The organism is Collinsella sp. AM13-34, from assembly GCF_003473055.1.
In the GTDB taxonomy this organism is placed as follows: Bacteria; Actinomycetota; Coriobacteriia; order Coriobacteriales; family Coriobacteriaceae; genus Collinsella.
Genome location: NZ_QRLE01000006.1, coordinates 71,084 through 97,980 on the forward strand (window position 1 = coordinate 71,084; position 26,897 = coordinate 97,980).

The following is a 26,897-nucleotide window of genomic DNA, read 5'->3' on the forward strand; positions in this document are numbered from 1 at the left end:
GTGGCGTTCAACCATAAGCACCTGGTCGACATTACCGAGTACTCCGAAGAGGACATCAAGCTCATCCTCGAGACCGCCAAGGCGTTCTCTGAGGTCAACGAGCGTGCGATCAAGAAGGTCCCCACGCTCAAGGGCAAGACCATCGTCAACATGTTCAACGAGCCCTCGACGCGCACCCGCAGCTCCTTCGAGCTTGCCGAGAAGCGTCTTTCGGCCGACAGCCTCAACTTTGGCGGCTCCTCGACCTCCACGGTCAAGGGCGAGAGTCTCGTCGACACCGTCGAGACCCTCAACGCCTACAAGATCGACTGCATCGTCGTGCGTGACAAGCACGCCGGCGCTCCCTATATCGTCACGCAGAACTCGCCCGCAAGCGTCATCTGCGCCGGTGACGGCAAGCACAACCATCCCACGCAGGCCCTGCTCGACCTGTACACCATCTGGGAGCACAAGGGTGATTTCCACGGTCTGAAGGTCGCCGTCGTCGGCGATATCGCCCACTCCCGCGTTTGCGGCTCGCTGATCCCCGCCCTTAAGATTATGGGCTGCGAGACCTACGCCGTCGCCCCCGGCACGCTGCTGCCGCCGGCGCCCGAGGTCCTGGGCTGCGACCACGTGACGAGCGACCTCGATTCCGTCCTGCCCGAGCTGGACGTCGTCTACATGCTGCGCGTGCAGCAGGAGCGCCTCGAGGGTGCCCCGTTCCCGACCATTCGCGAGTACCACAAGCTCTTCGGCCTGACCAAGGACCGCGAGAAGCTCATGAAGCCCGATGCGATTATCTGCCACCCGGGCCCCATCAACCGCGGCGTCGAGTTCGACTCCTATATGGCCGACCACCCGCAACGCTCCGTCATCCTGGAGCAGGTCTACGCCGGTATCTGCGTGCGTATGGCTATCCTGTATCTGCTGCTTGGAGGTGCCGATAATGGCCTTGCTTCTTAAGAATGCCCACGTCGTCGACCCGTCCGTCGAGCTTGACGGTGTCGTTGACGTCCTGATTGACGGCGACAAGATCGCCGAGGTCGGCGAGAATCTCGCCGTCGAGGGGGCCGAGGTCCGCGACCTTTCCGGCAAGTACCTCGTCCCCGGCCTGGTGGATATGCACGTTCACCTTCGCGAGCCCGGCTACGAGGTCAAAGAGGACATCGAGAGCGGCACCCGCGCAGCTGCCAAGGGCGGCTTTACCGGCGTGTGCGCCATGCCCAACACCGATCCCGTCACCGATAACGGCACCGTCGTGGAGTTCGTCAAGTCCCGCGCTGCCGAGGTCGGTCACTGCCGCGTCTATCCGTCGGGCGCCATGACCCGCGGTCTTAAGGGCGAGGCCATGTCCGAGATGGGCGATATGGTCGCCCACGGCGCCGTCGCCTTCACCGACGACGGTCGCGGCGTGCAGGGCGCGGGCATGCTCCGTCGCTGCATGGACTACGGCAAGATGTTCGGCAAGGTCTTTATGAGCCACTGCCAGGACGAGGATCTGGTCGGCCACGGCCAGATCAACGAGGGCAAGGTCTCGACCCGTCTGGCCCTCGAGGGTTGGCCGGCCGCCGGCGAGGAGCTTCAGATTGCCCGCGACATCGAGATTGCCAAGCTGACCGGTGCCAAGCTGCACATCCAGCACATCTCCACCGCTCATGGCCTGGAGCTCGTGCGTGCCGGTAAGGCTGCCGGTGTCCAGGTGACCTGCGAGGCCACCCCGCACCACATGTTCCTGACCGAGAACGACCTGGACGAGACCTACAACACCTCGCTCAAGGTCAATCCGCCGCTGCGCACTGACGAGGATGCCGAGGCCATCCGTCAGGGTGTCATCGACGGTACCGTCGACGCTATCGTTACCGACCACGCTCCCCACACCCCGTGGGAGAAGGCCCGCGAGTTCGAGCTCGCGCCCTTTGGAATGATTGGCCTCGAGACTTCGCTGTCGCTCGTGCTCACTGAGCTGGTCAACACGGGCAAGATGAGCGTGAGCCGCATGGTCGAGCTCATGGCCATCAAGCCGCGTGAGATTCTGGGCCTCGATCAGGTTCAGGTCAAGGCGGGCTCTGTCGCCGACCTGACCGTGTTCGACCCCTCCGCAACCTGGACGGTTGGCGAGGACGGTTACGAGTCGCGCGCCGAGAACTCCGGTTTTGCCGGCCGCACGCTCACCGGTCGTGCCACCGATGTATTTGTCGGCGGTAAACAGACGCTTGCCGACGGCTGCATCTGCTAGCATAGCCTTATCGCTTTTGTGCGCGGCGCCCTTGCGGTGCCGCGCTTTCTGTTCGTTTAGACCATGCAACCGCATGGGGGATTGGAGCGTCTATGCCCACACCTTCCACTGCACGCATGCACGACTTCGAGGTCGTCTCGAACCGGGAGATCGCCGACGGTATCTTCTCGCTCGTTATCTCGGCCCCCAAGCTTGCAAGTGCGCTCAAGCCCGGTCAGTTTGTGAACATCGCCGTCCCCGGCGATGCGTCTTCTCTGCTTCGTGTGCCCTTGAGTTTCTACCGCGCCGACGCCGAGGCCGGCACCGTCGAGCTGTGGTACGCTGTCGTGGGCGACGATACCCGCCGTTTGTCCCAGATGGGCCCTGGCTCCACCTCTAACCTGTTGGGCCCCGGTGGCCGTGGCTGGATGGTACCCGAGGGCACCAGGAAGGCACTGCTCGTCGCCGGTGGCATCGGCGTTCCGCCTGTGCTGTGTCTTGCCGGCATGCTTGCCGAGCAGGGTGTTGATGTGGACGTGTGCCTGGGCTTTGGCACCGCTTCCAAGGCCGTGGGTGTCGATGAGTTCCGTGCGCTGGGCGCCACGGTTAACGTGTGCACCGACGACGGTTCGCTCGGCACGCACGGTTTTTGCACCGATCCGGCAGCCGAGCTGCTTGGAGAGGGCGGCTACGACTACGTCGCCAGCTGCGGCCCCGCCGTCATGATGAAGAAGGTCGCCGCCGCTGCCGCCGAGGCCGGTGTGTACTGCGAGGTGTCGCTCGAACGCATGATGAGCTGTGGCTTTGGCGCCTGCAACACCTGCAATGTCGAGACGGTCGACGGTATGAAGGGTGCTTGTATGTGCGGCCCCGTGTTCGATGCTTCCAAGGTGGTGGTCTTCTAGTGGGTACCGTGAACATGGCCGTCGATTTCGGCGGCGTCAAGATGCAGAACCCCATTAACACCGCAGCCGGTACCTTTGGCTACGGTTGGCAGTTCCAGAACTTCTTTGATGTTTCCCAGCTGGGCGCCATCACCACCAAGGGTTGCGCTGCCGAGCCCTGGCCCGGCAATCCCGCGCCCCGCATGGCCGAGATTCCCGGCGGTATGATCAACTCCGTGGGTCTTCAGAACCCCGGCGTGGCCGCCTTTGCCCGCGAGTCCGGTCCGTGGCTCGAACAGCTGTCCAAGGACGGCTGCCAGGTCATCTGTCAGGTTGCCGGTCACTCCGTTGACGAGTTTGTCCGCGCACTCGAGATGTATGTCGAGCTGTGCCCCTGGGCTGCCGGCTACGAGATCAACGTGAGCTGCCCTAATATCGCCGCCGGCGGTGCCGCCATGGGCTCCACGCCCGAGGGCGCCTCTTCCGTTATGGCTGCTTGCCGCAAGGTGACCGATAAGCCGCTGTTCGTGAAGATGGCGCCGGTCAACGTCGCCGAGATCGCCAAGGCCCTCGAGGCTGCCGGCGCCGACGGCCTTTCGGTCATCAACTCCATCCAGGGCATGGCCATCGACGTCCATACCCGCAAGTCCCGCGTGGCCAAGCCCAAGGGCGGCCTTTCGGGCCCGCTGTGCCACCACATCGCCGTGCGCATGGTCTGGGAGGTTGCCCAGGCCGTCGATATCCCCATCAACGGTGTCGGCGGTGTCATGACTGGCGAGGATGCGGCTGAGTTTATCCTGGCCGGCGCCACCTGCGTGTCGGTCGGCATGGCCAACTTCGTCGATCCGTGCGCTTCGCTTAAGATCGCGCATGAGCTCGAGGCCTGGGCCGAGTCCCAGGGCGTAAAGGACATCAACGAGCTGGTGGGTGCTTTCGAATGCTAGAGAATGATGCCCGCGACCGTGTTATCGTCGCCCTCGACTGCGACCGTGAGCGCGCGCTCGAGCTCGCCCACGAGCTTTCGGGCCATGCCGCCTGGCTCAAGGTCGGCATGACGCTCTATTACGCTGAGGGTCCCCAGATCGTCAAGACCTTTAAGGACCTTGGCTTTAAGGTCTTCCTCGACCTTAAGTTCCATGACATTCCGCATCAGGTGCGCGGCGCTGCCCGCTCGGCCTCGCTTGCCGGTGCCGACCTGCTTTCGGTCCACGGCCTGGGCTCGGGTGCTATGCTCGCTGCCTGCCGCGAGGGTGCCGAGGAGGCGCGTGAGGACCGCGCCAAACTCGTCGCCATCACCGTGCTCACGAGCATGAATCAGGATGCCTTGAGCGAGATCGGCGTCGAGTCTCCCGTGGCCGAGGAGGCCGCCCGCTTGGCAAAGCTTGCTCAGGCCAATGGCATCGATGGCATCGTGTGCTCACCGATGGAGGCTCACGACATGCGTGAGCTGCTGGGTCCTGATGCCCTGATCGTGACTCCGGGTGTGCGTCCGGTGGGTGCCGCCCTTGGTGACCAGTCCCGCGTGGCGACGCCTTCCCAGGCTATCGAGCGTGGCGCAAGCCACATTGTGGTGGGCCGTCCCATCACCGGTGCCGACGATCCGGTTGCCGCCTTTGACGCCATCGTCGCCGAGCTGGTCGAAAACGTCGCGTAAAAGATTCCCCTAAGTCACCACTTTTGGGTCTCATTAGCACAAAATAGCCCCTGTGCCTGCGTAAACTTTCCCATCCTTTGTGTGGAATCGCAGGTCAGGGGCTTAACTTTGGGCGCAGTATATTGCACTTTTTGCGGGTATCGTCTAACCTATGGAGCCGCGATTAGGCTTTTTGTGCGTTCTACGTGCTAAAATGCCAATTATTGAATCAGATATAACCCAACTATTTGGAGGTACGAATGGCACTCCCTCAGCTTACCGACGAGCAGCGCAAGCAGGCTCTTGAGAAGGCTGCTGCCGCACGTCACGCCCGCGCTGAGCTTCGCGAGCAGATCAAGAAGGGCGAGAAGTCCCTCGAGTCCGTGCTCAACTCCGATGACCCCATCGCTTCCCGCATGAAGGTTTCCACCCTCATCGAGTCTCTCCCCGGTTATGGCAAGGCCAAGGCCGCCAAGATCATGGAGGAGCTCGGTATCTCCGCTACTCGTCGCGTCCAGGGCCTCGGTGTCCGTCAGCGCGAGCAGCTCCTCGAGCAGCTGACCAAATAAGTGAGCGCTCAGGATTCCAAGCTCTTTGTGATTTCTGGACCGTCAGGCGCAGGCAAGGGTACGCTCGTCACTCGTGTGCGCGAGCGCCGCTCGAACCTGGGTCTGACGGTTTCGGCTACCACGCGAGCACCACGCAAAGGTGAGGTCGACGGCGTCAACTACTTTTTTCTGACGCGCGAGGAGTTCGACCGCCGCGTGGCAAACGGTGAGTTTGTTGAGTGGGCCGAGGTCCACGGTAACTGCTACGGCACGTTGGTGAGCGAGGTCACATCCAAGCTCGCCTCGGGCTCGTCTCTGATTTTGGAGATCGATGTCCAGGGCGCCCTGCAGGTGAAGGAGCGTTTCCCCGAGGCCGTGCTGATCTTTATCAAGCCGCCTTCGCTTGAGGTGCTCCGCGAGCGTCTAGTCGGTCGCGGTACCGAGACGCCCGAGACGATTGAGCTGCGTATGGCAAACGCTGCCGATGAGCTTGCCCTTGCCGACCGCTACGACGACGTCGTGGTGAATGACGATCTCGACCGCGCGACCGATGAGCTCGTTCGCGTTCTCGATATGCATGAAAGGATCTGAGGTCCGTGTCCGTTGTAAAGCCTTGCATTGACGATCTTCTGGAGAAGACCGATCACAACCGCTTCCTGCTCGCTTCGCTTGCCTCCAAGCGCGCCTGCGACATCAATAGCATGCTGCGTGGCCAGCACAACCGCGTGCTTGCCGTCCAGGATGTTGATGACATCACCATCGGGCTTTCCGGTGCCGATACCATCTCGATGGCTATGGACGAGATTGTCGACGGCGACATCTCTTACGACGAGGCCCGTTACGAGAAGGCGCTCGGCCACAAGGTTGCTGAAGCCTAAATGGCGGCTCGCGTCTGCCTAGTCCACTATCACGAGGTTGGGCTGAAGGGCAAGAACCGCGCACATTTTGAGCATATCCTCATGGATAACATCAAGGCGGCCTTGGCCGCCTTTTCCGTGAACGCCGTGTCTCGAATTTCCGGTTATATCCTCGTGACCTTTAACGAGCATCAGGCCGACGAGGCGGCGCGTGTCATCCGCACCGTCCCCGGCGTTGCCCGTGTGTCTTTGGCGTATCACACCAACCGCGACCCGCAGGAGTACTGCGCCGCCGCTGTGAAGGCGCTGCGCGAGTTTGGTTCCTTCGATTCGTTTAAGGTGCACGCCAAGCGCTCCAATACTGACTATGAGCTCACCTCGATCGATATCAATCGACAGGTTGGCGAGGTGCTGTGTGAGGCGTTTCCCGATAAAAAGGTCCAGATGCACGACCCCGACGCGATGGTGCACGTTCTGGTGGTTCAGGGTAGTGTCTACGTGTATGCGCGCTCCCAGCGCGGCGTTGGCGGCCTTCCGGTGGGTTCTGCCGGCAAGGTCGTGACGCTGCTGTCGTCGGGTATCGATTCTCCGGTGGCGACCTGGATGCTCGCGCGTCGCGGCGCGGTGTGCGTGCCGGTGCATTTCTCCGGTCGTCCGCAGACGCCCGACACGAGTGAATACCTGGTGCAGGACATCATCCGTGCGCTTGAGCCGGGTGTCCAGATCGGCCGCCTGTACGTGGTGCCGTTTGGCGACTGCCAGCGTGAGATTTCGGTCACCTGTCCCAGCAACCTGCGCGTGATCATGTATCGCCGCATTATGTATTCGGTTGCTGAGCGCATTGCACACATCGAGGGTGCCAGGGCCATCGTTACGGGCGAATCGCTTGGGCAGGTTGCCTCCCAAACGCTTGAGAACATCATGGCCGTCAACGAAGCCGTGAAGATTCCCGTGTTCCGTCCTCTCATCGGTTCGGACAAGCAGGAGATCATCGTGCGCGCCGAGGAGATCGGTACCTTCGATATCTCGACTGAGGCCGCTCCCGACTGCTGCACGCTGTTTATGCCGCGTCGTCCCGAGACGCACGCTAAACTCGATGCCGTGCATGAGGCCTGGGAACTGTTTGATCATGAGGAGATGATTGAGCGCCTGCTCAAGCAGACAGAGTACATCGACTTCGAGAGCAACACATATAAGGCCCCTAAGACCTTAAAACGCAAACATTCGGAGCTTGCTCCGCGTGAGATTTACCAAGATTACGAGTAAATTTGTGCATAGACCGACGATGCGCCTGCATCGTCGGTCTTTTGCCATCTGGGCATTTTGCGGCTAAGTGTTCATTTGCTGACGTGTGCCTGAATAAATGGACAGATTTGTGCAAGGTTTTGGTCAGCTTTTGGTTTGACCTCGAAAACCGGTTTTCGGGCGTGGCTGTTGCGGAGCTCCTTTCCTGACACGATGGTGTTGGGAGGTTTTGCTATGGCGCAGCGCGAACAACACGAACGAGTCAAAAAGATGGACCGTTGGGCGGGCAAACTGCTCGGTCATAAGACAGTGGTGATGGCGATACTGGTCGTCATTGCGATGGCGAGTGGACTGGCAATGGCGAACCTTGGCGGCGGTGCCGGCGGTGTGTCGTTTGAGCGCACTGATGGTTCGGGCACGTTAGTGGAGCCGGAATCCGGCGATGCTTCGAGTGGAAAGACATCTGAAGGCTCTTCGCCTAAGGCGTCTGCCGCGGCAGAGGTCTATGTCGATGTTGATGGCGCCGTGGTGTCACCCGGTGTATATCGCCTCAAAGACGGGGCGCGGGTGGCTCAGGCGATTGATGCCGCCGGCGGGCTGGCGCCCGAAGCAGACGTTACGGGGCTTAATCGTGCATCCAAGGTCACTGATGGACAAAAAATTCACGTTCCAACGGTAGGGGAGCAGCAGGTGTCCATTGCGGAAGCCGGTGTTGATGGTGGGACTTCCGCATCATCAGGCGTCGGTGGCGCAACAGGCCTAGTAAACATTAATACGGCAAGCTCGGCAGAGCTGCAGACGCTCTCGGGAATCGGTCCCTCAATGGCACAGTCGATTATCGATGAGCGGACAAAGAACGGTGCTTTTGCTTCGGTTGACGATCTGATGCGCGTGTCGGGAATCGGCGAGAAGAAGCTTGCCAAAATCAAAGATTGCATCTGCGTATGAGTGCGACCGAGCGAGAGCACGTGATGCCTCCGCGGCCCCTGATTCCGTGGACGATGGCCCTGTGTGCCGGCATGTGCGTGAGCTGCGCCTTGGTGCTCAGCATAGCCGCTGATGCGCTGCTGAGGGAGCGGGCGACGGCGGTCGGGCCGCTATGGGCCATTCCCGTTGCGGCAGCGGTTTTCGTTGTGCTGGCTCACTCTTGTGCGAGGCTTGCCCCTTTGAAGCGGTGGCTGTATGCCGCGTCCGTCGGTCTCATAGCGGGTGCGGTCGTTTCGGCGTGGTGGGCCGTGGGTGCGCTCAACGCCTCGAAGACGCTCGACGGTCGAGCGGCAAGCAGTCTCGAGTTTGTCGTGCAGGGTGACCCATCCATAAATGACGACGTGTATTCCTATACCTGCGAGGCACGCTCGGACGGTAAGAACTTGGCAACGGTTCGCCTATCGTGTGACCGTGAGTTCAAGGTCGGGGCGCACGTGCGTGTTATCGGTCGCGTGTCACGTTTTGAGAACGATGCGTATGGACGATCGCGCGTGCTTCGAGGCGAGGTGCGCAAGGTCAAAGCCGTTCGGATTGTGTCGGTCGATGAGGGTTCTCCGAGGCCGCTGCATCGGCTGCGAAATGGGCTGCTTGCGTCCATCGCGCCTGCGACCGACCCGGCGCGTGCGCTCATAGCCGGTGTCGTCTGCGGTCGTTCGGCCGAGCTGCGCGCCCAGCCGGCGGGCGACTGGTTTTCGGTGACGGGAACGGCGCATCTTATCGCAGTCTCGGGCAGCCATTTGGCTATCGTGGGGTTTGTAATCGAGGGCGTATTGCAAAAGACTCGGTGCTCACGTGGTCTTCAGCGGGCGATATTGGCGATAACGCTTGTGGGCTACGCTGCCTTTACGGGCGCATCTCCCTCGGCCCTGCGCGCGTGCTGCATGGTGTTCGCGACGCTTGTCGTAAACGACGCGGGGCGTCGCCGGCACGGCGCATCGGCACTCTTCGTAACCATGTCCATCTTTGTGCTACTGCGGCCGACGGTGCTGTTCGAGATGGGCTTTCAGCTTTCATGTGCCAGCGTCTTAGCCATTCTGTGCTTTTGCCCCTATGCGACCTACGCTTTGGGTGAGCTGGGCGTGCCATCGGGCTTTGCCAGCATGCTTTCCGTCACGCTATGCTCGCAACTGGCGACACTTCCCATCACCATTCCTGCCTTCGGTACATTCTCGCTCATTGCTCCGTTGGCAAATGCGGTCATCGGTCCGGTGGTGAGCGTACTGCTCGCTGTGTCGATCGTTCTGGCTCCCTTTTCGCTTGTGGGACCGTTGCGGACTTGGGCGCTCGTTGTGCCCATGATTGCCGCCCGTTGCGCGCTGTTCTTCGAGCAGCTGTTTGCCGCCATGCCGGGTGCATCCGTGAGCGTGCCGCCCGATAGCATGTGGATTTACCTAGTGCCGTGTTTGCTGGCGGTTCTGCTGGTCTGGTGGCCGCGTCCCCGTACACGTCCTATGGCGGTGGGGCTTGCATGCCTGATGCTCTTGGCTGCGATTCCGTACGTCTATTGGGATCGATTCGCTCCGCCTTCAGTGACGGTGCTCGATGTGGGCCAGGCCGATGCGATTCTTATCCGCCAAGGCGGCGCAGTAGCTCTCGTCGACTGCGGGCTCGACGAGCGTGTGGTTGCGGCGTTGGTTCGCAATAACGTGCACCATATCGATGCCGTCTTTGTGACGCATTGGGATGAGGACCACTGGGGTGGTTTGCCTGCCGTGCTCGAACAGTTTTCGGTCGGAACGATTGCCGTGGCGGCGGATGCGCTGGAGGATGCTCCTACCGAGGTATTGAACCGACCTGGCGTGGAGTATCGGCAGGTGCGCCGTGGGGATACGGTCGACATCGGCTCATTTTGCGCTCGCGTGATGTGGCCATTCGAGTTCGTGGATGGCGAGGGAAATGAGGACTCGCTTGTCCTGCTGCTCTCTTATGTTCAGGAAGGCAAGGGCCTGCGAATACTTCTCACCGGTGATGCCGAGCTCGACCAAGAGCGGGAATTCGTGCAGGAGGTGGGGGATATCGATGTCCTTAAACTTGGGCATCACGGCTCCAAGGTTTCAGTCGATGGCGAGTTGCTGGACGTCCTGAAGCCCGAGCTTTCCCTCGCAAGCGCCGGTGAGGGGAATCGATACGGCCATCCGTCCGATGCCTGCATCGATGCCGTTAAGGAAGCGGGTGGTGTGTTCGCGTGTACCATCGAACACGGCGACATTACCGTCACACCGACTGCGAATGGCTTTGCGATGCGATGCCAGCTACCGTGACGACGTCGTTGGCGTGTGGTGGGCCCCTGGGCTAGAATGGCACGGAACGAATACGAAGGCCTGCGGGAGGGGAGCGCAATGTCCGAAACCGGTTTGCTGCCGGCATATCTGATCGTCGGTACCGACGGAGTTAAGCGCGACCACGCCGTCTCGCGTATGAAAGCGCGTCTGGAAAAATCGGGTATGGTCGAGTTCAACCTCGACGAGCGAGACATGACCAAGGACCCCGATATCGAGTCCATTATCGGATCGCTTAACACCTTTCCGATGGGCAGCGAGTTTCGTCTGGTAATCCTCGATGGCTGCTCAAAGCTCGCCAAGGCGGTCTCGGAGCCGCTCGTTGGGTATCTGGCGAGTCCCAGCCCAACAACGGTCTGCCTCATCATCGCTGACTCACTTGCCAAGAATACGCGCCTGTATAAGGCAATCGCCAAGATCGACAAGAAGGCTATCGTCGATTGCTCGGGTACCAAGCGCTGGGAACTGCCGCGCCGTGTTCAGCAGATGGCGACGCAGCACGGCAAGTCGATCTCGACGGCGGCCGCCGAGGAGCTCGTCTCGCGTTCGGGCGAAAACACGCGCATGCTCGATAACGACTTGGCTAAGCTTGCCCAGATGGTCGAGTCGCCCCAGATTGAACTTGCCGATGTTGAGCGCTGGATTGTACGTACGGCCGAGGTCCAACCCTGGGACTTCCTCAACGCCGTCTCGGCTCGCGATATGCGGCGTTCGCTCGAGCTCTTTAAGCTCCTGCCCTCCAAGAGCTACGTGTGGACTTACACATTGCTGTGCGGTCGCATTCGAGAGCTTATCGTCGCCAAGGCGCTCGACGCGCGTGGGCAGGGTCGCGAGCTGGCCGCAACGCTCAAGCTCCAGTCCTGGCAGGTCAAGAATCACCTTACCTGGGCGCGTCGTTTTTCGATGACCGAGCTCGTCGCAGCGCTCGAGGGTGCCGTTGATGTGGAGCTCGCGCTCAAGGGTTCGGCCGATTCTCAGACGGCGCTTTTGCTCTGGATTACGAACATCTTGAGAAAATCGTGATGATACCTGCCTATTTGACAAATTCGTTCTATCCCTTTGAGGGGGAGCGTGCTATAGTAGGCGCTTGCATGACCTCACCGTGTCTCAGAGGTGTCATACATTTTTTGCAAGGAACTCGAAAGGAACTCCAGAAGTGGCAAACATCAAGTCTCAGAAGAAGCGTATCCGCACCAATGAGGCAGCTCGCATGCGTAACAAGGCTGTCAAGTCCGAGCTCAAGACGCTGACCAAGCACGTCCAGTCCGCCGTCGCCGAGGGCGACGCCGAGAAGGCCCAGGCTGCCCTCAAGACCGTCACCAAGCGTCTCGACATGGCTGCCGCCAAGCATGTTATCCACAAGAACCAGGCTTCCAACCGCAAGTCCGGTCTTGCCAAGCTCGTGAACAGCATCAACGCCTAAGTTGTAAATTTCACACCACACAGATTACGCGCATAAATGGAGCCTGTTTTATGGAACAGGCTCCATTTTTTGTACCGCTCGGGTAAGATAGTCCGCATGAATACTTCAATTGACATTTCCCACATCCGCAACTTCTCGATCGTTGCGCATATCGACCATGGCAAGTCCACGATCAGCGACCGCATCCTCGAGCTCACCCATACCGTCGACGAACGCGACATGGAGTCGCAGCTGCTCGACACCATGGATATCGAGCGCGAGCGCGGCATTACGATCAAGTCCAATGCCGTCCGCGTTTCCTATGACGCCGACGATGGTGAGACGTATCAGTTCAATCTGATCGATACGCCGGGCCACGTTGACTTTACCTATGAGGTCTCGCGCTCGCTGGCAGCCTGTGAGGGCGCGGTACTCGTTGTCGACGCCACGCAGGGCGTCGAGGCGCAGACCGTTTCCAACGCGACGCTCGCCATGAACGCCAATCTGGACATTGTGCCCGCCATCAACAAGATCGACCTGCCCTCGGCCCATCCCGATGAGGTTAAGACCGAGATCGAGGATGACCTGGCGATCCCTGCCGATGATGCTGTGTGCGTCTCGGGCAAGACCGGCGAGGGCATTCACGATCTGCTGGAGTCCATTGTCTTTTTGATTTCGCCGCCTAAGGGCGATGCAAACGCTCCGCTCAAAGCGCTCATTTTGGATTCGTACTTTGACGAGTATCGCGGTGTGGTGGCTACGGTGCGCGTCTTCGATGGTTCCATCAAAAAGGGCGATACCCTGCTTATGATGCAAGCCAAGGGCGACTTTTTGGTCGACGGCGTGGGCGTTAAGCGTCCTGCCGAGACCCCGGTCGACGCGCTGACGGTCGGCGAGGTCGGATATGTGGTCACGGGCTTGAAGGACCCCGAGGCCGTTCGCGTGGGCGATACCCTTACGTGGGCGTCGAACCCCTGCCCCGAGCCGCTTCCCGGTTATCGCGAGGCCAAGCCCATGGTCTATACGGGCCTGTTCCCGATCGACAACAAGGACTACGAGAACCTGCGTGACGCGCTCGATAAACTGCACGTCAACGACCCGTCGTTGGTGTGGGAGCCCGAGACTTCGGTGGCGCTCGGCTTTGGCTTCCGCGTGGGCTTCCTGGGCCTGCTGCACATGGAAGTCGTCAAGGAACGCCTGGAGCGCGAGTTCAACCTGGACCTCATTGCCACGAGTCCCTCGGTTGACTATCACGTCTACAAGACCGACGGCGAAATGATCGATGTCCGCAGTCCGCAGGACCTTCCCGAGGCCACACGCATCGATCGTATCGAGGAACCCTACCTCAAGGCAAAGATCATCTGCCCGCCTGAGTACACGGGTGCCGTCATGCAGCTCGCCATCGAGCACCGCGGCGTCACAACCGACATGATCCACCTGACGAGCAAATCGGTCGAGATGCGCTTCGATATGCCGCTCGCCGAGCTCATCTTGGACTTCTTCGATCAGCTCAAGAGCCGCACCAAGGGCTATGCCTCGCTCGACTACGAGTTCAACGAGTACCGTCCCTCCGAGCTCGTGAAGCTCGATATTTTGCTTTCGGGCGACGAGGTGGACGCGCTTTCGTTTATCGTCCATAAGGACAAGGCATATGGCCTGGCCCGTGGCCTGTGCGACAAGCTCAAGGAGATCATCCCGCGTCAGCTGTTCGAGGTGCCCATCCAGGGTGCTATCGGCAACAAGATCATCGCCCGTTCCACCGTCAAGGCGCGTCGCAAGGACGTTCTTGCTAAGTGCTACGGCGGCGATATCTCGCGTAAGCGCAAGCTGCTCGAGAAGCAGAAAGAGGGCAAGAAGCGTATGAAGGCCATCGGATCGGTCGAGGTCCCGCAGGAGGCGTTTATGGCGATCCTCAAGGTGGACGAGTAGGTCCATGGCGCTTTCTGAATACAGCAAGCGGCTGCTGGGTGCCTATGTCGAGCAGCCGTTCCTTATGGCTCCCATGGCGGGCGTGACCGACCCCGCCTATCGCATCATGTGTCGCCGCCGCGGTGCCAACCTTGCCTACAGCGAGATGGTGAGCGTGGCAGGCCTTGCCTATGCCAGTAATAAGACGTGGCGCCTGGTGCTACCGGCCGACGAGGAGCAGCAGATTTGCGTGCAGCTCTTTGGCTCCAAGCCCGATCAGTTTGCGAGCGCCGTCGCCGCCGTCGAGGAGCGCGTTGGCGATCGCCTGTCGCTCATCGATATCAATATGGCATGTCCCGCCCGCAAGGTCGTTACCAAGGGCGAGGGTTCGGCGCTCATGCGCACGCCCGACCTGGCCGAGAAGATCGTCGAGGCCACGGTGGGCGCGGCGCACGTGCCCGTGACCGTCAAGATTCGCAAGGGCTTTTATGCCGAGGACCGCAATGCCGCGACATTTGCCCAGATGCTTGAGGGCGCAGGGGCTGCCGCAGTCGCCGTGCATGGTCGTTGCGCCACGCAGCTCTACACGGGCCAGGCCGATTGGTCGGTCGTCGATGAGGTTGCCGACGCTGTCGAGATTCCCGTGATTGGTTCGGGCGATGTGTTCTCGGCCGAGGACGCTGCTGAGCATCTGCACGGCTCGGGTGCCAGCGCGGTGTTTATCGCGCGCGGCATCTACGGCAATCCGTGGGTGTTCGGCGATGCTCGCGCCCTTGCGCTCGATGGCATGCCGGTTCCTTCTCGCTCCTCGGTCGAGCGCTTGGACGCTCTGCGTGAGCACCTAACGCTGACGCATGAGCTCTTGCCTCTCATGTCGCGCGCCCGCACGTACGCAAGCTGGTACTTAAAAGGCATGCCCCATGCCGCCGCCTGGCGCGCTCAGGTGGTGCGTTGCTCTACGTACGAGGAGTTCATGTCGCTGGTCGATGATATCGAGCGCGATGTGGTGGCCTGCGAGGCCGCGCTTGCCGCCGGTGAGTCGGTGCCCGCTCATCCGCTGGAGGCTTAAGGGTGGCCGTTACCGCGCTGTACGTGCACGTGCCGTTTTGCGCTCAAAAATGCCGCTATTGCGACTTTGACTCGCGCAGCTTTGCTCTGTGTGATTTGGATGCTGCGCTCGATTCCTATTTTGAGCAGCTGTATGCGCGCCTCGATTCCTTTGGCGACGCCGGGGCGCTTGCGCAGGTCCGCACGGTCTATATTGGCGGCGGCACGCCCTCACTGGCTGGGGAGCGCCTGGTGAAACTTGCCCGTCGTATCTCCATGTGGTGCAAGCCCGTTGAATTTACTTGCGAAGCCAATCCTGAGTCGCTGACCGTCGAGCTCGCCACCGCGCTTGCCGAGGCGGGTGTCACGCGCATCTCTCTGGGCGTGCAAACCCTCGACAATACCGAGCTGGCTGCTATTGGCCGCATTCACGATGCTAATCGGGCACTTGCGGCTATCGCGACGGTGAAGGAAGTTGGCCTCGATGTGTCGTGCGACCTGATGTGCGGCCTTCCCGGGCAGACGGCCGCAAGCTGGCGGAGCACGCTCGATGGCGTGCTGGCGGCGGCGCCGCATCATGTGTCGATCTACCCGCTCACGCTTGAGGAGGGGACGCCCCTTTATCGCATGGCGTGCCGTGACGAGTCGCTCGAGCCCGATGAGGATTTTCAGGCTTCGTGCATGGACGCGGCGCGTGAGCGCCTGGGTGCGGCCGGCTATCATCCGTATGAGGTGGCGAGCTACGCGCTCGACGGCCATGAGTGCGCCCATAACATTGCCTACTGGACCGGACAGGGCTACCTGGGCCTGGGTCGTTCTGCCGCGGGCATGCTCGACGACGAGGATTTCGACCGTCTTGCAGGTTTGTTCCCCGGCGTGTCTGCTCGAGGCGACGCGTACCGTGTGCGTTTGGTTCAGCGCGACGATGACGCGACGTCGTTTGAGGCCGAATACCTGTCGCAGCGAGAGGCTGCGGCCGAAGACCTGATGCTCGCTTGTCGCATGACGCGCGGTATTGCGTCCGACCTGTTGGTTCGCGCGGCTCGTGTCATCCCGGCCGATGAGCTGACAGCCGCTTGTGATCGCGCGCTCGAATTGGGTCTTGCCACTTGGGTGCCCGAGACGCTCGGGGTCCATGAGGGACCCTTTACTTCGGCAGATGTCGTCGCGGGCCATGTTCGAGCTCGTTTAGCACCGACACACCTGGGCTGGCTCGATGGAAATGTTCTGTTCGAGCTGTTTTGGGATCTAGCTTAGGCCGCTCGGGTAGAATTACCGGAATATATACGCTGCTGTGAGCAGGAGGTTGCCGCGCATGGCGACGATGAACGAAAAAGATTACTACGAGATTCTAGGTGTCTCCAAGGACGCCACCTCGCGTGATATTCAAAAGGCCTTCCAGCAAAAGGCCCGTAAGCTCCATCCGGACGTCAACAAAGAGCCGGATGCCGAGGAAAAGTTTAAAGAGGTTTCCGAGGCCTACGCCGTGCTTTCGGATGAGCAAAAACGTGCGCGCTACGATGCCATGCGTTCTGGCAATCCCTTTGCCGGTGCCCCTACGGCTTCGCCCTATGGTGGCGGCTATGCCGGCAACACGGGCTATGGCAATCCCTTTGAGGGCGGCTTTCCTTTTGGCGGTGCCTGGGGCCAGCAGCGTCGCGGCCAGGCTGCCTACAATCCCGAGAACGGCGCCAACGTGGTCGTCGATATCAAACTGGACGCCAAGGAGGCCAAGGACGGTGCCCGCAAGACCGTCCGCTATACGCGCTTCGATACCTGTGGTCACTGCGGCGGCTCGGGTTCTGTCTCCTCCGAGCATGCCCATACCTGCCCGAGCTGCGGTGGCCGCGGGCACATCGACGTCGACTTGTCCTTCCTGTTTGGTGCGGGCACGTTCCAGTCGGTCTGCCCCGAGTGCGGCGGTTCCGGTAAGGTCGTGGCCGACCCCTGCCCCGATTGCGGTGGCAGCGGTCGTACTCGCGTAACCTCCGAGCAGACGATTGAGTTTCCTGCCGGCACGCACGATGGCGACGAGGTCCGCATTAGCGGCATGGGTCACGCCGGCACTAACGGTGCCGCTGGCGGTGATCTAGTCGGCCGTGCCCATGTCGAGTCCGAGCGCTTGGAAGGCAAAGCTCGTACCGGTTTTTACCTGATGGGCATCGTGGCGCCGTTTTTGGTACTCTCGGCCATCTCGGGCGTGTTCTCGGCCTTTGCCGTGATGTGCTTTATTCCGTTTACCATGGGCCTGTTCATGGTGCTTTCGGACGGCGTGCTTCATCGCAGCCTGCTGTGGTGGAAGCGCGGTGCGATGCAGTTTGCCAACGGTTTTGCCAATGGCTTCATGTTCGCGCTCGTGTCGGTTTGGTTCGCGAGCTGCTCGCAACGGGCCATGCTTTCGCCTTACGGAATGCAATAACATCAAACCCTCTGTTTGCGGTTGGCCCAGCTTGGGTATAGGACGCACTGTGACAATAATGAAAGTCGGAAGGATTCGGTCGTGTCGGAAAATAGGGATTACTACGAGGTACTTGGCGTCGACAAGGATGCCGACGCGCGGACGATTAAGCGCGCGTTTCTAAAGAAGGCCCGTACCGTACACCCGGACGTTTCGGACGACCCCGAGGCCGAGGCCAAGTTCAAGGAGCTCAACGAGGCCTATTCCGTTCTTTCCGATGAGCAGAAGCGTGCTAACTACGACCGTTACGGCACTGCCGACGGCCCTGGTGGTTCGGGCTACGTCGATATCAACGATATCTTTGGTGGTATGGGCATGGACGACTTGTTCTCGTCGTTTTTTGGCGGCGGTGCCGGCGGTGGCGCCCGCAGCCGTCGCGAGCGTCGTCGCGGTCGTGACATGGCCATCTCGCTTTCGGTGACGCTCGAGGAGGCGGCGCTCGGCTGCAAAAAGACAATCAGCTATGACCGCTTTGCTCCTTGCGAGGACTGCAATGGCACCGGTAGGGCAGAGGGCGCACAGGAAAAGCAGTGCGGCCGCTGCCACGGCACGGGCTATGTCACGACGGTTCGGCGATCGTTTTTGGGCCAGGTTCAGTCTTCCTCGCCTTGCCCCGACTGCCATGGCGAGGGCACGGTTATCGACCATCCCTGCGAGACCTGCGATGGTCAGGGCCGCACGCCTTCGCATGAAAAGATTGACATCGATATTCCCGCCGGCGTTTCGACCGGTCGACAGCTGCGTGTGAGCGGCTTTGGCGAGGCCGGTCTTCGCGGCGAGCCTTCGGGCGACTTGATTGTCAACGTGCGCGTTGCCGACCATGAGCGCTTTAAGCGCAACGGTGACGACCTGTACCTGGTGAGCGATATCTCGATTGCGCAGGCTGCGCTCGGCTGCGAGATCGAGGTCGAGGGCATTATGCCCGACGAGGTCGTTAAGGTGTGCGTCCCCGCCGGCGCCCAGTACGGCGACACCGTGAGCGTCAATAATTACGGCATGCCGCGCATTGGCGGTGGCGGTTCGCGTGGCCGCTTGATCGTGCAACTGCGCGTGGTCGTTCCCACCAATCTTTCCAATAAGCAGCGCGAGCTGCTCCGTGCTTTTGCCGATGAGATGGGCGATGACGTCGCTTCCGGTAAGAAGTCGGTGACCGACCGTATCAAGAGTGCCCTCGACGATATCCTCGATTAAGGAGCCCGCGTGCTCGCACCCCATATTTCCGTCGTCAACCTCGGCTGCCGTGTCAACCGGGTTGAGTCTGACCGTATCACTGCCGATCTTATGCGCCTGGGCTTTGCTATTGTGGAGCCCCAGGATGCCGATTTGATCGTCATTAACACCTGTGCCGTTACGGGCGAGGCCGAGGCCAAGACCCGTAAGGCCGTCCGTCATGCGCTGGCCCATCCAAATGAGCCCTATGTGCTCGTGACCGGTTGCGTGGTCAATTTGCATCCCGAGGAGCTGTTGGAGCTTTCGGATCGCGTGATCGCCGAGCCGTCCAAGATCGATGTCGCCGAACGTGTCTGCGAGGTGCTGGGCGTTGAGTCCGATAGCGTTCCCGCCTGCAGCGATGGCGAGGTGGTCGATGCGCTCGGTCGCTCTCGCCTGGGCGTGAAGATCCAGGACGGCTGCAACCATCGCTGCACCTATTGCATTGTGTGGAAGGCGCGCGGCCCCGAGCGCTCCGTGCCTGTCGAGTCCGTGCTTGAGCAAGTTCGCGAGGCCCAGGAGGCCGGCGTGCCCGAGGTGGTGCTGACCGGTGTGAACCTGGGTGCCTACGATGGCAAGAGCGCGACCGACGAGCATGTCGAAATCGATGAGCTGCTCGAGGCCATCATGGAGCGCACGACTATTGCGCATGTGCGCATTTCCTCGGTCGAGCCCATGGATATCTCTGAGCGCCTGCTTAAGGTTATGGCGCGCTATCCGCAGCGTATCGCCCCGTTTTTGCACCTGCCCGTGCAGTCCGGCTGTACGGCGACCCTGCATCGCATGGGTCGTCCCTATAGTGCGGAGGCCTTTGAGGACACGGTGCGTATGATTCGCGCCAACTTGCCCCAGGCGTCTCTTTCGTGCGATGTCATCGTCGGTTTTCCTGGTGAGACGGACGAGGAGTTCGAGGAGTCGCTGGCGCTGTGCCGCCGTGTGGGTTTCTCGCGTATGCACGTGTTCCGCTATAGCAAGCGTCCCGGTACCCTTGCTGCCGACATGCCCGACCAGGTGCCGCCCGAGGTTATGGCCGAGCGCAGCCGTCGTATGCGAGACACGGCGCAGGAGCTCGCTATTGCCGATGCTCGTCGTCGCGTGGGCACTGTCGAGCGTGCCGTGCTCGAGTATGGTGACAGCCTGACGCTCGGTTCGTTCCATCATGCCCGTCTTGACGATACCTGTGGACTTACAGCCCCGTGCCTGCTCGATGTTGCTATCATCGGAGTCGATGATTCCGGCTTGGTCCATGCGCGCAGGGAGGTCCATGGAAGCCTCGAAGATTAGACTTACCGTTCCCGAGGGAGTTGATCCCTCGCGTGTTTTGGGCGCCGGCGACGGCGTCCTTCGTGCGCTCGAGAGCTTGGTTCGCGCTCACGTGGTCGCCCGTGGCGATAGCATCTCCGTGAGCGGTGACCCGGATGAGGTCGAACTCGTGGCGCGTTTTTTTGAACACGCTTTTCGCGAGGCGGCGGCCGGTCGTACCCTGTCTGCCGACGATGTCTCGCGTTGCCTGGCCGTCTTGCGCGACGGCGAGCATGAGGCCACATCGCTTCGCGATGACGTGCTGCTTTCATACCGCGGTCGCGTCATTCGTCCCAAGACGCTTGGGCAAAAGCGCTATGTGGATGCCATTCGCTCGCATACCATCACCTTTGGCTTGGGTCCTGCCGGTACCGGTAAGACCTATCTGGCCATGGCGCTCGCCGTTGCCGCGCTCAAGCGCCATGAGGTGGGCCGTTTGATCTTGACGCGTCCGGTTGTCGAAGCAGGGGAGAACCTGGGCTTTTTGCCTGGCACCCTCGAGGAAAAGATCGATCCGTACATGCGTCCGCTCTACGACGCCCTTTTTGACATGATGGATCGCGAGCGCACCGATGAGCTTATGGAGCGCGGCGTGATCGAGATTGCCCCGCTTGCCTATATGCGCGGTCGTACGCTGAGCGATGCTTTCGTGGTGCTCGACGAGGCGCAAAATACCACGCCCGAGCAGATGAAGATGTTCCTGACACGCCTTGGATTCAACTCCAAGTTCGTGATTACCGGCGACCTTAGCCAGCGCGACCTGGTGGGTCGTCGTGGTGGCTTGGCGGATGTCGAGCAGATTTTGGGCCGTGTCGACGATGTGGCGTTTGCACACCTGGAGCGCGCCGATGTGGTGCGCCATGCCCTGGTGGGTCGTATCGTCGAGGCATACGATGCTTATGATGACGTGCGTGAGCAGCGCTCGCGCGACCGAAAGGAGTCCCGTTGAGTGTATTGATCAGCAACGATGCCGAGCTCGATACGCTGCTCGACGCGCAGGAAGTGGAGCACATCTGCGAGGTTGTGCTTGCCACCGAGGGCGTTGAACGTGAAGTCGAGATTTCCCTTTCGTATGTCGACGAGGACGAGATGCACGAGCTCAACCACGAGTGGCGTGGCATCGACCGCACCACCGATGTGCTCTCGTTTGAATGCGACTCGGCCTTTGACGAGGATATTCCCGCCGACGAGACGCTCGAGCTCGGCGATATCATCTTGGCCCCGCAGGTCATTGCCCGTCAGGCCCCCGGCTTTGGCAATAGCCCTGCCGACGAGTGCCGCCTGATGCTCGTACACGGCATGCTGCACCTGCTGGGGTATGACCATATCGAGGACGACGAGGCCGAGGTCATGGAGGCCCGCGAGGACGCTATCCTGCGCGATCTGGCGCTCGAGCGCGGCGAGGACCCCAAACTCGTTCACGTCGGCCCCATCACCAATCATGCCCACGACTAGGAGCCGCTTATGATTCCCGGATCGAACAAGGACCATCCGTCCTTTTTAAAGTCGTTCTCCTACGCCATGGAGGGCTTCGTCACCGCCGTCAAGACCGAGCGCAACATTAAGGTTATGCTCGTAGCGGGCGTGTGCACCATCATTGCCGGCTGCATCGTGGGGCTCGACATTGCCGAGTGGGCCACGATTATCATCTGCTGCGGCCTGGTGATTCACGGCGAGCTGTGCAATACCGCCATGGAGGCCATTGTCGATCTGGCGACCCAGGAGCTCCATCCGCTGGCAAAACGCGCCAAGGACATCGCCGCCGCCTCGGTATACGTACTTTCAATCACCGCCGCGATTGTGGGCTTGCTGGTATTTGCCCACGCGCTCGGCTTTATTTAGAAAGGGATTCCCATGTCCGACAATATGCAGCCTATCGATGAAATTTTGGACGACGAGTCCCCGGATGCTAAGGCGACCGAGGCCTATGAGGAAGTCGAGGAGTTCGACCCGTTTGAGGGCATGAGCGACGAGGAACTCGACGCCCTGTGCGACGAGGACGACAGCCTCGCGGGCTTTGGCGACGTTGAGCCCGGTTTCCGCAGTGGCTTCGTGGCCTTGGTCGGCCGCCCCAACGCCGGTAAGTCAACGCTGCTCAACGCCTGCTATGGCAAAAAGGTCGCCATCACCTCGCCGGTGGCCCAGACGACCCGCCGCCGCATGCGCGCCGTCGTCAACCGCCCCGGCTACCAGCTGGTCTTTGTCGATACCCCGGGTATCCACAAGCCCAAGGACGGTCTAGGGTCCGAGCTCAATAAAAGTGCGCTGTTCGAGCTGAACGATGTCGATGTTGTCGCGTTTTTGATTGATGCCACCAAACCGATCGGCAGGGGAGACGCCTGGGTTGCCGAGCGCGTCAGATGCGCCCGTTGCAAGAAGGTCCTGGTGCTCACCAAGGCCGATGAAGCCGACCCCGCACAGGTCATGGAGCAGCTTAAGGCCGCCCACGAGCTTATGGAATATGACGACGAGATCGTGACGTCGTCGGTCAAGAACTTTAACGTCGATGCCTTCATCGAGACCGTTGCGCACTTTTTGCCCGAGGGTCCGCGTTGGTTCCCCGAGGACATGGGTACCGACGCTTCCGATGAGACGCTCGTTGCCGAGTTTGTGCGCGAGAAGGTCTTGCGCCGCACCCGTGATGAGATCCCGCACTCCGTGGGCGTGATTTGCGATGCGCTTGAGCAGACCAAGAAGGTGCTGCGCGTGCACGCCACCATTTACGTCGAGCGCGAGGGCCAAAAGGGCATCATCATCGGCAAGGGCGGCGAGATGATCAAACATATCGGCATCGACGCCCGTCGCGACCTTGAGCGCATCTTTGGCACCCAGGTCTTTTTGGAGCTGGACGTGAAGGTCAAGGCCGGCTGGCGTGACGACGAGGCCCAGATTCGCCGCTTTGGTTATAACGCCGAGGATTAGGGACACGCGGCGCGTATGGCAGGTTCTCGTACATATCGCACGAAAGTGCTTGTGCTCGATAAGACGAAGCTCAAAGAGACGGACCTGATCCTGACGATGCTTGACGAGCGGGGTCGGCAGGTTCGTGCCGTGGCAAAGGGCGCCCGCAAACCCGGCGGACGCCTGGCTGCGCGCTGCGAGATGTTCTGTACCGTCGATATGCTGCTTGCGCATGGACGGTCGCTCGACGTGGTTTCCCAGGCCGAGCTTATGGAGGCGCCGCTCGGCGCTGCTCCCGATTACGAGATGACATGCGCCGCAAGCGCGATCGCCGAGGTCGCGCGCGTGTGCTCGTTCGAGGACGCCGAGGACCCGTTTACCTTTGCCATAACGCAGCGAGCGCTTGCCCTGGTGGGCAGCGGGCTCGACGCGGCGCATATGGATCTACTTGTGGCGGCATATGTCTTTAAGCTGCTGTCGCACGTTGGCTATCGACCCGATTTTTCGGCCTGCGTGCTGTGCGGAGACCCCATGCTGTCGTATTTTTCGCCCCAGGCGGGCGGTCTCATGTGCGGGTCGTGCGCGTCGAGCGTTCCGGGTGCCGAGCTGGTGTCGACCGGTGAGGTCGCGTGGCTGCGCGCCCTCATGTCCATGACCTTCGATGCGCTTATGGTCGAGAGGATCGACACGCATACGGCGGCGTTCTTGCTCGGGCTTTCGCATGTGTGGGCTGCGACGCACACCGATCAGCGCCTCCGTGCGATGGAATTCATGTTGGGTCGGTGATGATGCGCAGGCACGGGCTGCTTGTGGTAACATACCGACCTGTTGGTACCTCGACCTTGGTTGCTCGCTCCACCGGCGGCTTCCCAGTCCGAGGCGAATCGAGTCGCCCGTGGGCGACGCAAAACGAAAGGTGAAACAATGACTGTTTCCAAAGAGCGCAAGGCGGAGCTGACTGCCCAGTTCGGTAACACCCCGGTCGATACCGGCAACCCCAAGGTTCAGGTCGCCATCCTGACCGAGCGCATCAAGGAGCTGACCGAGCACATGAAGTCCCACCAGAAGGACTTCCACACCCGTCGTGGCCTGCTCATGCTCGTCGGCCGTCGTCGTCGTCTTCTCTCCTACATCAAGAAGAACGACATCGTCGAGTACCGTGAGCTCATCAAGGCTCTGGGCATCCGCGACAACATCCAGTAGGATCTGTACATGCTAAGAGCGTCCTGCGCAGCGGGGCGCTCTTTTTGTGTAAGGGCGCGAACAATCACGCTCTGAAGCGTGGCGGGGGCAGGGGGCCCGCGTCACATGAGAAGCCTGCAGGCAAGGGGCCTGTGGGGTAAAGGAGAACAATGACACTCGTATCCAAGACCTTTGAGCTGTACGGCAAGACCTACACCTTTGAGTCGGGCGAGCTTGCCAAGCAGGCCACCGGCGCCTGCCTGGTCAAGCAGGGCGACACCACGATGCTCGACACCGTGGTCGTCTCCAAGGAGCGCAAGAACTACGACTTTTTCCCGCTGACCGTCGACTTCAACGAGAAGATGTACGCCGCCGGCCGCATCCCGGGTGGCTACCTCAAGCGTGAGGGCCGTCCCAGCGAGAAGGCCACGCTCACGGCCCGTATGATCGACCGCCCGATTCGTCCGAGCTTCCCGGACGGCTTCCGCAACGAGGTGCACATCGTCGCCACCTCGCTCGTCGCCGACCAGGTCAACCCCTTTGACGTCATCAACGTCATGGGTGCTTCCCTGGCCATGACGCTCGGCGGCGTGCCCTTCGAGGGCCCGCTTGCCTGCGTGCGCATCGGCCGCAACGTGGAGACCGGCGAGTTTATCGTTAACCCCACCTATGAGGAGCGCGAGAACTCCGATCTGGACCTGGAGCTGGGCGGCTCTGCCGACTTCATCTCGATGGTCGAGGCCGGCGCCGAGGAGATCTCCGAGGACGACATGCTCGCCGCCATGAAGTTTGGCCAGGAGGCCCTTGCTGCCTTCTGCCAGGCTCAGGACGAGTTTGTCGCCGAGTGGGAGCAGGTCAACGGCGCTATCGTCAAGAAGGAGTACCCGCTCGACCAGCCCGTCGAGGAGGTCCAGGAGCGCATCTTCGCCCACTACGACGAGATGGCAGCCGCCCTTCGCGACGCCGACAAGCTCTCCCGTATCGGCAAGGTCGAGGCTCTGAAGGAGTCCATCCGTGCCGAGTTCACCGAGGAGGAGCAGTCCGCTTGGGAGCGCGAGATTCCCGTGGCGCTCAAGAAGCTCGAGAAGAAGGCTATGCGTACCATGGTCGTCGAGACCGGCGAGCGCGTCGACGGCCGTGCCGCCGATGAGATTCGCCCCATCATGGTGAAGGATAACTACCTGCCGCTCGTTCACGGCTCCGGTCTGTTCCAGCGTGGCCAGACCCAGGTGCTTTCCGTCTTGTCGCTCGGTATGCTCAACGAGGGCCAGCGTCTGGATACCATCGAGCCCACCGAGGGCAAGCGCTACATGCACCACTACAACTTCCCGCCGTTCTGCACCGGCGAGACCGGCCGCATGGGCAGCCCCAAGCGCCGCGAGATCGGCCACGGCAACCTGGCCGAGCGCGCTTTGCTTCCGGTGCTCCCCGACGAGAACGAGTTCCCCTACGCCATCCGCGTCGTCTCCGAGGTCATGGAGTCCAACGGCTCCTCTTCGATGGCTTCGACCTGCGGCTCCACGCTCGCCCTTATGGACGGCGGCGTGCCCATTAAGCGCCCGGTCTCCGGTATCGCCATGGGCCTGATCCAGGAGGAGGGCAAGACCGTGGTCCTGTCCGACATCCAGGGTCTCGAGGACTTCCTTGGCGACATGGACTTTAAGGTCACCGGCACCACCGAGGGCATTACCGCTCTGCAGATGGACAACAAGGCCACCGGCCTTACCTTTGACATCTTGGCCCGCGCCCTGCAGCAGGCCAAGGAGGGTCGCGCCTTCATCCTTCAGAAGATGCTCGATGTGATCCCCGAGCCGCGCCACACCACGCGCAGCACCGCCCCGCGCATCGTCTCCATCCAGGTTCCGACCGACAAGATCCGCGACGTCATCGGTTCTGGCGGTAAGGTCATCCGCGGCATCCAGGATGAGACCGGCGCTTCGGTCGACATCCAGGAGGACGGCACCGTCTTTGTCGGCGGAACTGGCGAGTCCGTCGATCAGGCCGTCGAGCGCATCAAGCTCATCATCAAGGTTCCCGAGCCGGGCGAGGAGTACACCGGTCGTGTGGTCTCCATCCAGCCTTTCGGCGCCTTCGTCAACCTGCTGCCCGGTAAGGACGGCCTGCTGCACATCTCCCGCGTCGCCAAGGGCCGCGTGGAGAAGGTCGAGGACGTCCTCAACGTGGGCGACGAGGTCAATGTCGTCGTCATCGAGGTCGACGATCGCGGCAAGATCTCGCTCGATCGTCTTGACAAGCCTGAGGCTCCGGCTCGCGCCGAGGGTTCCTCCGAGGGCGACGGCGAGCACTTCCAGCGCCGTGAGCGTCCGCGTCGCGAGCGCTCCGAGCGCAGCGACCGTCCGCGCCGTCCCGGCGACAACGGAGGCCGCAAGCCCCGCCGCCACCACGACGCCGAGTAACAGCCGTACATAACCAGCACCGCAAGGGCGACTCCGGACAGGGGTCGCCCTTTTGCTTGCGCCCGGGAGGGCCGCATATGAAGTTTCCTGCTCTACAGTCCTGCGCAAGACGGAAAGCACATTAAGTGCTTTCCTTTGCGTGCGGAACTCGCGATAAACTTCATATGCGGCCCTCCCGGGCGCAAGCAAAAGGACTGGTTAGTGCCGCTCGCTATTTAGTTAGACAGTCTATTCAGTAGTCAGATTTCAGATCTGTAGATAGCCGCAGCAGCATCTTCCCAGATAAAACCGACCAAAATAAACCTGTCCCTTTTTGGCAGGTTTCCCGTGGGGCGGGCACTGATGAAGTTTATCGCGAGTTCCGCACGAACAGGAGGCCACTTAATGTGGCCTCCGTCGTGAGCAGGACTGTAGAGCAGGAAACTTCATCCGTGCCCGCCC

At 61.1% G+C, this 26,897-nt stretch carries 26 protein-coding genes; all 26 read left to right on the plus strand.

The genetic code is table 11. From position 1 onward, the window contains the following. The 26 genes from DW151_RS03620 (at position 1) to DW151_RS03745 (ending at position 26,456) form a co-directional block, all read left to right on the plus strand. Positions 1-945: an aspartate carbamoyltransferase catalytic subunit gene (locus tag DW151_RS03620; protein ID WP_118334490.1), complete on the plus strand. Its 945-nt coding sequence runs from the start codon at positions 1-3 to the stop codon at positions 943-945. Next, entirely contained in the window at positions 929-2,218 is a 1,290-nt protein-coding gene (locus DW151_RS03625) for a dihydroorotase (protein WP_117637247.1), read from the plus strand. The genes DW151_RS03620 and DW151_RS03625 overlap by 17 nt, the downstream gene beginning before the upstream one ends. Before the next feature lie 116 nt (positions 2,219-2,334). Further along, a complete protein-coding gene (locus tag DW151_RS03630) occupies positions 2,335-3,102 on the plus strand; it encodes a dihydroorotate dehydrogenase electron transfer subunit (RefSeq protein ID WP_117736693.1) in 768 nt (255 codons plus the stop codon). 14 nt (positions 3,103-3,116) lie between these two features. Then, a complete protein-coding gene (locus DW151_RS03635) occupies positions 3,117-4,025 on the plus strand; it encodes a dihydroorotate dehydrogenase (protein ID WP_006236128.1) in 909 nt (302 codons plus the stop codon). After that, positions 4,019-4,735: an orotidine-5'-phosphate decarboxylase gene (gene pyrF, locus DW151_RS03640; protein WP_117564271.1), complete on the plus strand. Its 717-nt coding sequence runs from the start codon at positions 4,019-4,021 to the stop codon at positions 4,733-4,735. The genes DW151_RS03635 and pyrF overlap by 7 nt, the downstream gene beginning before the upstream one ends. A gap of 239 nt (positions 4,736-4,974) precedes the next feature. Next, positions 4,975-5,283, plus strand: a complete 309-nt coding sequence (gene mihF, locus DW151_RS03645; RefSeq protein ID WP_006236130.1) for an integration host factor, actinobacterial type — start codon at positions 4,975-4,977, stop codon at positions 5,281-5,283. After that, entirely contained in the window at positions 5,284-5,853 is a 570-nt protein-coding gene (gene gmk, locus DW151_RS03650; protein ID WP_099431806.1) for a guanylate kinase, read from the plus strand. Positions 5,854-5,858: 5 nt separating this feature from the next. Beyond that, the gene (locus DW151_RS03655; RefSeq protein WP_035138532.1) at positions 5,859-6,140 is read left to right on the plus strand and encodes a DNA-directed RNA polymerase subunit omega; all 282 of its coding nucleotides are present in this window, start codon (positions 5,859-5,861) and stop codon (positions 6,138-6,140) included. Then, the gene (thiI, locus tag DW151_RS03660; protein WP_118256508.1) at positions 6,141-7,385 is read left to right on the plus strand and encodes a tRNA uracil 4-sulfurtransferase ThiI; all 1,245 of its coding nucleotides are present in this window, start codon (positions 6,141-6,143) and stop codon (positions 7,383-7,385) included. Between the two features lie 213 nt (positions 7,386-7,598). After that, positions 7,599-8,312 (plus strand): helix-hairpin-helix domain-containing protein, encoded by a 714-nt coding sequence (locus DW151_RS03665; RefSeq protein WP_118334491.1) that lies wholly within the window; start codon positions 7,599-7,601, stop codon positions 8,310-8,312. Continuing rightward, on the plus strand, positions 8,309-10,612 hold the full coding sequence (locus DW151_RS03670) for a DNA internalization-related competence protein ComEC/Rec2 (RefSeq protein WP_118334493.1): 2,304 nt from the start codon (positions 8,309-8,311) through the stop codon (positions 10,610-10,612). Before DW151_RS03665 ends, DW151_RS03670 begins: the two co-directional genes overlap by 4 nt. Positions 10,613-10,690: 78 nt before the next feature. Next, on the plus strand, positions 10,691-11,653 hold the full coding sequence (gene holA, locus DW151_RS03675) for a DNA polymerase III subunit delta (protein WP_118334494.1): 963 nt from the start codon (positions 10,691-10,693) through the stop codon (positions 11,651-11,653). Positions 11,654-11,786: 133 nt separating this feature from the next. Next, entirely contained in the window at positions 11,787-12,053 is a 267-nt protein-coding gene (gene rpsT / locus DW151_RS03680; protein ID WP_022094714.1) for a 30S ribosomal protein S20, read from the plus strand. A gap of 96 nt (positions 12,054-12,149) precedes the next feature. Further along, complete coding sequence (lepA, locus tag DW151_RS03685) at positions 12,150-13,961, plus strand: translation elongation factor 4 (protein ID WP_117776228.1); 1,812 nt, start codon at positions 12,150-12,152, stop codon at positions 13,959-13,961. A gap of 4 nt (positions 13,962-13,965) precedes the next feature. After that, a complete protein-coding gene (dusB, locus tag DW151_RS03690; RefSeq protein WP_118334496.1) occupies positions 13,966-15,009 on the plus strand; it encodes a tRNA dihydrouridine synthase DusB in 1,044 nt (347 codons plus the stop codon). Between the two features lie 2 nt (positions 15,010-15,011). Continuing rightward, positions 15,012-16,244: a radical SAM family heme chaperone HemW gene (gene hemW / locus DW151_RS03695; protein WP_118334497.1), complete on the plus strand. Its 1,233-nt coding sequence runs from the start codon at positions 15,012-15,014 to the stop codon at positions 16,242-16,244. Between the two features lie 58 nt (positions 16,245-16,302). After that, entirely contained in the window at positions 16,303-17,406 is a 1,104-nt protein-coding gene (locus DW151_RS03700) for a DnaJ domain-containing protein (RefSeq protein ID WP_187362361.1), read from the plus strand. A gap of 81 nt (positions 17,407-17,487) precedes the next feature. Continuing rightward, complete coding sequence (dnaJ, locus tag DW151_RS03705; protein ID WP_118334499.1) at positions 17,488-18,636, plus strand: molecular chaperone DnaJ; 1,149 nt, start codon at positions 17,488-17,490, stop codon at positions 18,634-18,636. 9 nt (positions 18,637-18,645) lie between these two features. Continuing rightward, on the plus strand, positions 18,646-19,938 hold the full coding sequence (locus DW151_RS03710; protein ID WP_118334501.1) for a MiaB/RimO family radical SAM methylthiotransferase: 1,293 nt from the start codon (positions 18,646-18,648) through the stop codon (positions 19,936-19,938). After that, entirely contained in the window at positions 19,919-20,905 is a 987-nt protein-coding gene (locus DW151_RS03715) for a PhoH family protein (RefSeq protein ID WP_118334502.1), read from the plus strand. Before DW151_RS03710 ends, DW151_RS03715 begins: the two co-directional genes overlap by 20 nt. Then, on the plus strand, positions 20,902-21,411 hold the full coding sequence (gene ybeY, locus DW151_RS03720; protein ID WP_118334504.1) for an rRNA maturation RNase YbeY: 510 nt from the start codon (positions 20,902-20,904) through the stop codon (positions 21,409-21,411). Before DW151_RS03715 ends, ybeY begins: the two co-directional genes overlap by 4 nt. Positions 21,412-21,420: 9 nt before the next feature. Further along, positions 21,421-21,798, plus strand: a complete 378-nt coding sequence (locus DW151_RS03725) for a diacylglycerol kinase family protein (protein WP_117635248.1) — start codon at positions 21,421-21,423, stop codon at positions 21,796-21,798. Between the two features lie 12 nt (positions 21,799-21,810). After that, on the plus strand, positions 21,811-22,878 hold the full coding sequence (era, locus tag DW151_RS03730; RefSeq protein WP_199579890.1) for a GTPase Era: 1,068 nt from the start codon (positions 21,811-21,813) through the stop codon (positions 22,876-22,878). Between the two features lie 15 nt (positions 22,879-22,893). Continuing rightward, positions 22,894-23,643 carry a DNA repair protein RecO gene (gene recO, locus DW151_RS03735; RefSeq protein ID WP_118334505.1) on the plus strand — a complete coding sequence of 250 codons (750 nt, stop codon included), beginning with the start codon at positions 22,894-22,896 and terminating at the stop codon, positions 23,641-23,643. A 138-nt stretch (positions 23,644-23,781) separates the two neighbouring features. Beyond that, positions 23,782-24,060: a 30S ribosomal protein S15 gene (rpsO, locus tag DW151_RS03740; RefSeq protein ID WP_099431792.1), complete on the plus strand. Its 279-nt coding sequence runs from the start codon at positions 23,782-23,784 to the stop codon at positions 24,058-24,060. A gap of 149 nt (positions 24,061-24,209) precedes the next feature. Beyond that, entirely contained in the window at positions 24,210-26,456 is a 2,247-nt protein-coding gene (locus DW151_RS03745) for a polyribonucleotide nucleotidyltransferase (protein ID WP_118334507.1), read from the plus strand. Positions 26,457-26,897 lie beyond the last annotated feature (441 nt).

Excerpts from the sequence above, each read along its gene's own strand:
- dusB (WP_118334496.1), top strand. The coding sequence starts at position 13,966 with ATGGCGCTTTCTGAATACAGCAAGCGGCTGCTGGGTGCCTATGTCGAG.
- lepA (WP_117776228.1), top strand. The coding sequence starts at position 12,150 with ATGAATACTTCAATTGACATTTCCCACATCCGCAACTTCTCGATCGTT.
- recO (WP_118334505.1), top strand. The coding sequence starts at position 22,894 with ATGGCAGGTTCTCGTACATATCGCACGAAAGTGCTTGTGCTCGATAAG.
- DW151_RS03745 (WP_118334507.1), top strand. The coding sequence starts at position 24,210 with ATGACACTCGTATCCAAGACCTTTGAGCTGTACGGCAAGACCTACACC.
- pyrF (WP_117564271.1), top strand. The coding sequence starts at position 4,019 with ATGCTAGAGAATGATGCCCGCGACCGTGTTATCGTCGCCCTCGACTGC.
- DW151_RS03665 (WP_118334491.1), top strand. The coding sequence starts at position 7,599 with ATGGCGCAGCGCGAACAACACGAACGAGTCAAAAAGATGGACCGTTGG.
- DW151_RS03670 (WP_118334493.1), top strand. The coding sequence starts at position 8,309 with ATGAGTGCGACCGAGCGAGAGCACGTGATGCCTCCGCGGCCCCTGATT.
- DW151_RS03625 (WP_117637247.1), top strand. The coding sequence starts at position 929 with ATGGCCTTGCTTCTTAAGAATGCCCACGTCGTCGACCCGTCCGTCGAG.
- thiI (WP_118256508.1), top strand. The coding sequence starts at position 6,141 with ATGGCGGCTCGCGTCTGCCTAGTCCACTATCACGAGGTTGGGCTGAAG.
- DW151_RS03635 (WP_006236128.1), top strand. The coding sequence starts at position 3,117 with ATGGCCGTCGATTTCGGCGGCGTCAAGATGCAGAACCCCATTAACACC.
- DW151_RS03715 (WP_118334502.1), top strand. The coding sequence starts at position 19,919 with ATGGAAGCCTCGAAGATTAGACTTACCGTTCCCGAGGGAGTTGATCCC.
- DW151_RS03630 (WP_117736693.1), top strand. The coding sequence starts at position 2,335 with ATGCACGACTTCGAGGTCGTCTCGAACCGGGAGATCGCCGACGGTATC.
- mihF (WP_006236130.1), top strand. The coding sequence starts at position 4,975 with ATGGCACTCCCTCAGCTTACCGACGAGCAGCGCAAGCAGGCTCTTGAG.
- rpsO (WP_099431792.1), top strand. The coding sequence starts at position 23,782 with ATGACTGTTTCCAAAGAGCGCAAGGCGGAGCTGACTGCCCAGTTCGGT.
- DW151_RS03700 (WP_187362361.1), top strand. The coding sequence starts at position 16,303 with ATGGCGACGATGAACGAAAAAGATTACTACGAGATTCTAGGTGTCTCC.
- DW151_RS03725 (WP_117635248.1), top strand. The coding sequence starts at position 21,421 with ATGATTCCCGGATCGAACAAGGACCATCCGTCCTTTTTAAAGTCGTTC.
- era (WP_199579890.1), top strand. The coding sequence starts at position 21,811 with ATGTCCGACAATATGCAGCCTATCGATGAAATTTTGGACGACGAGTCC.
- holA (WP_118334494.1), top strand. The coding sequence starts at position 10,691 with ATGTCCGAAACCGGTTTGCTGCCGGCATATCTGATCGTCGGTACCGAC.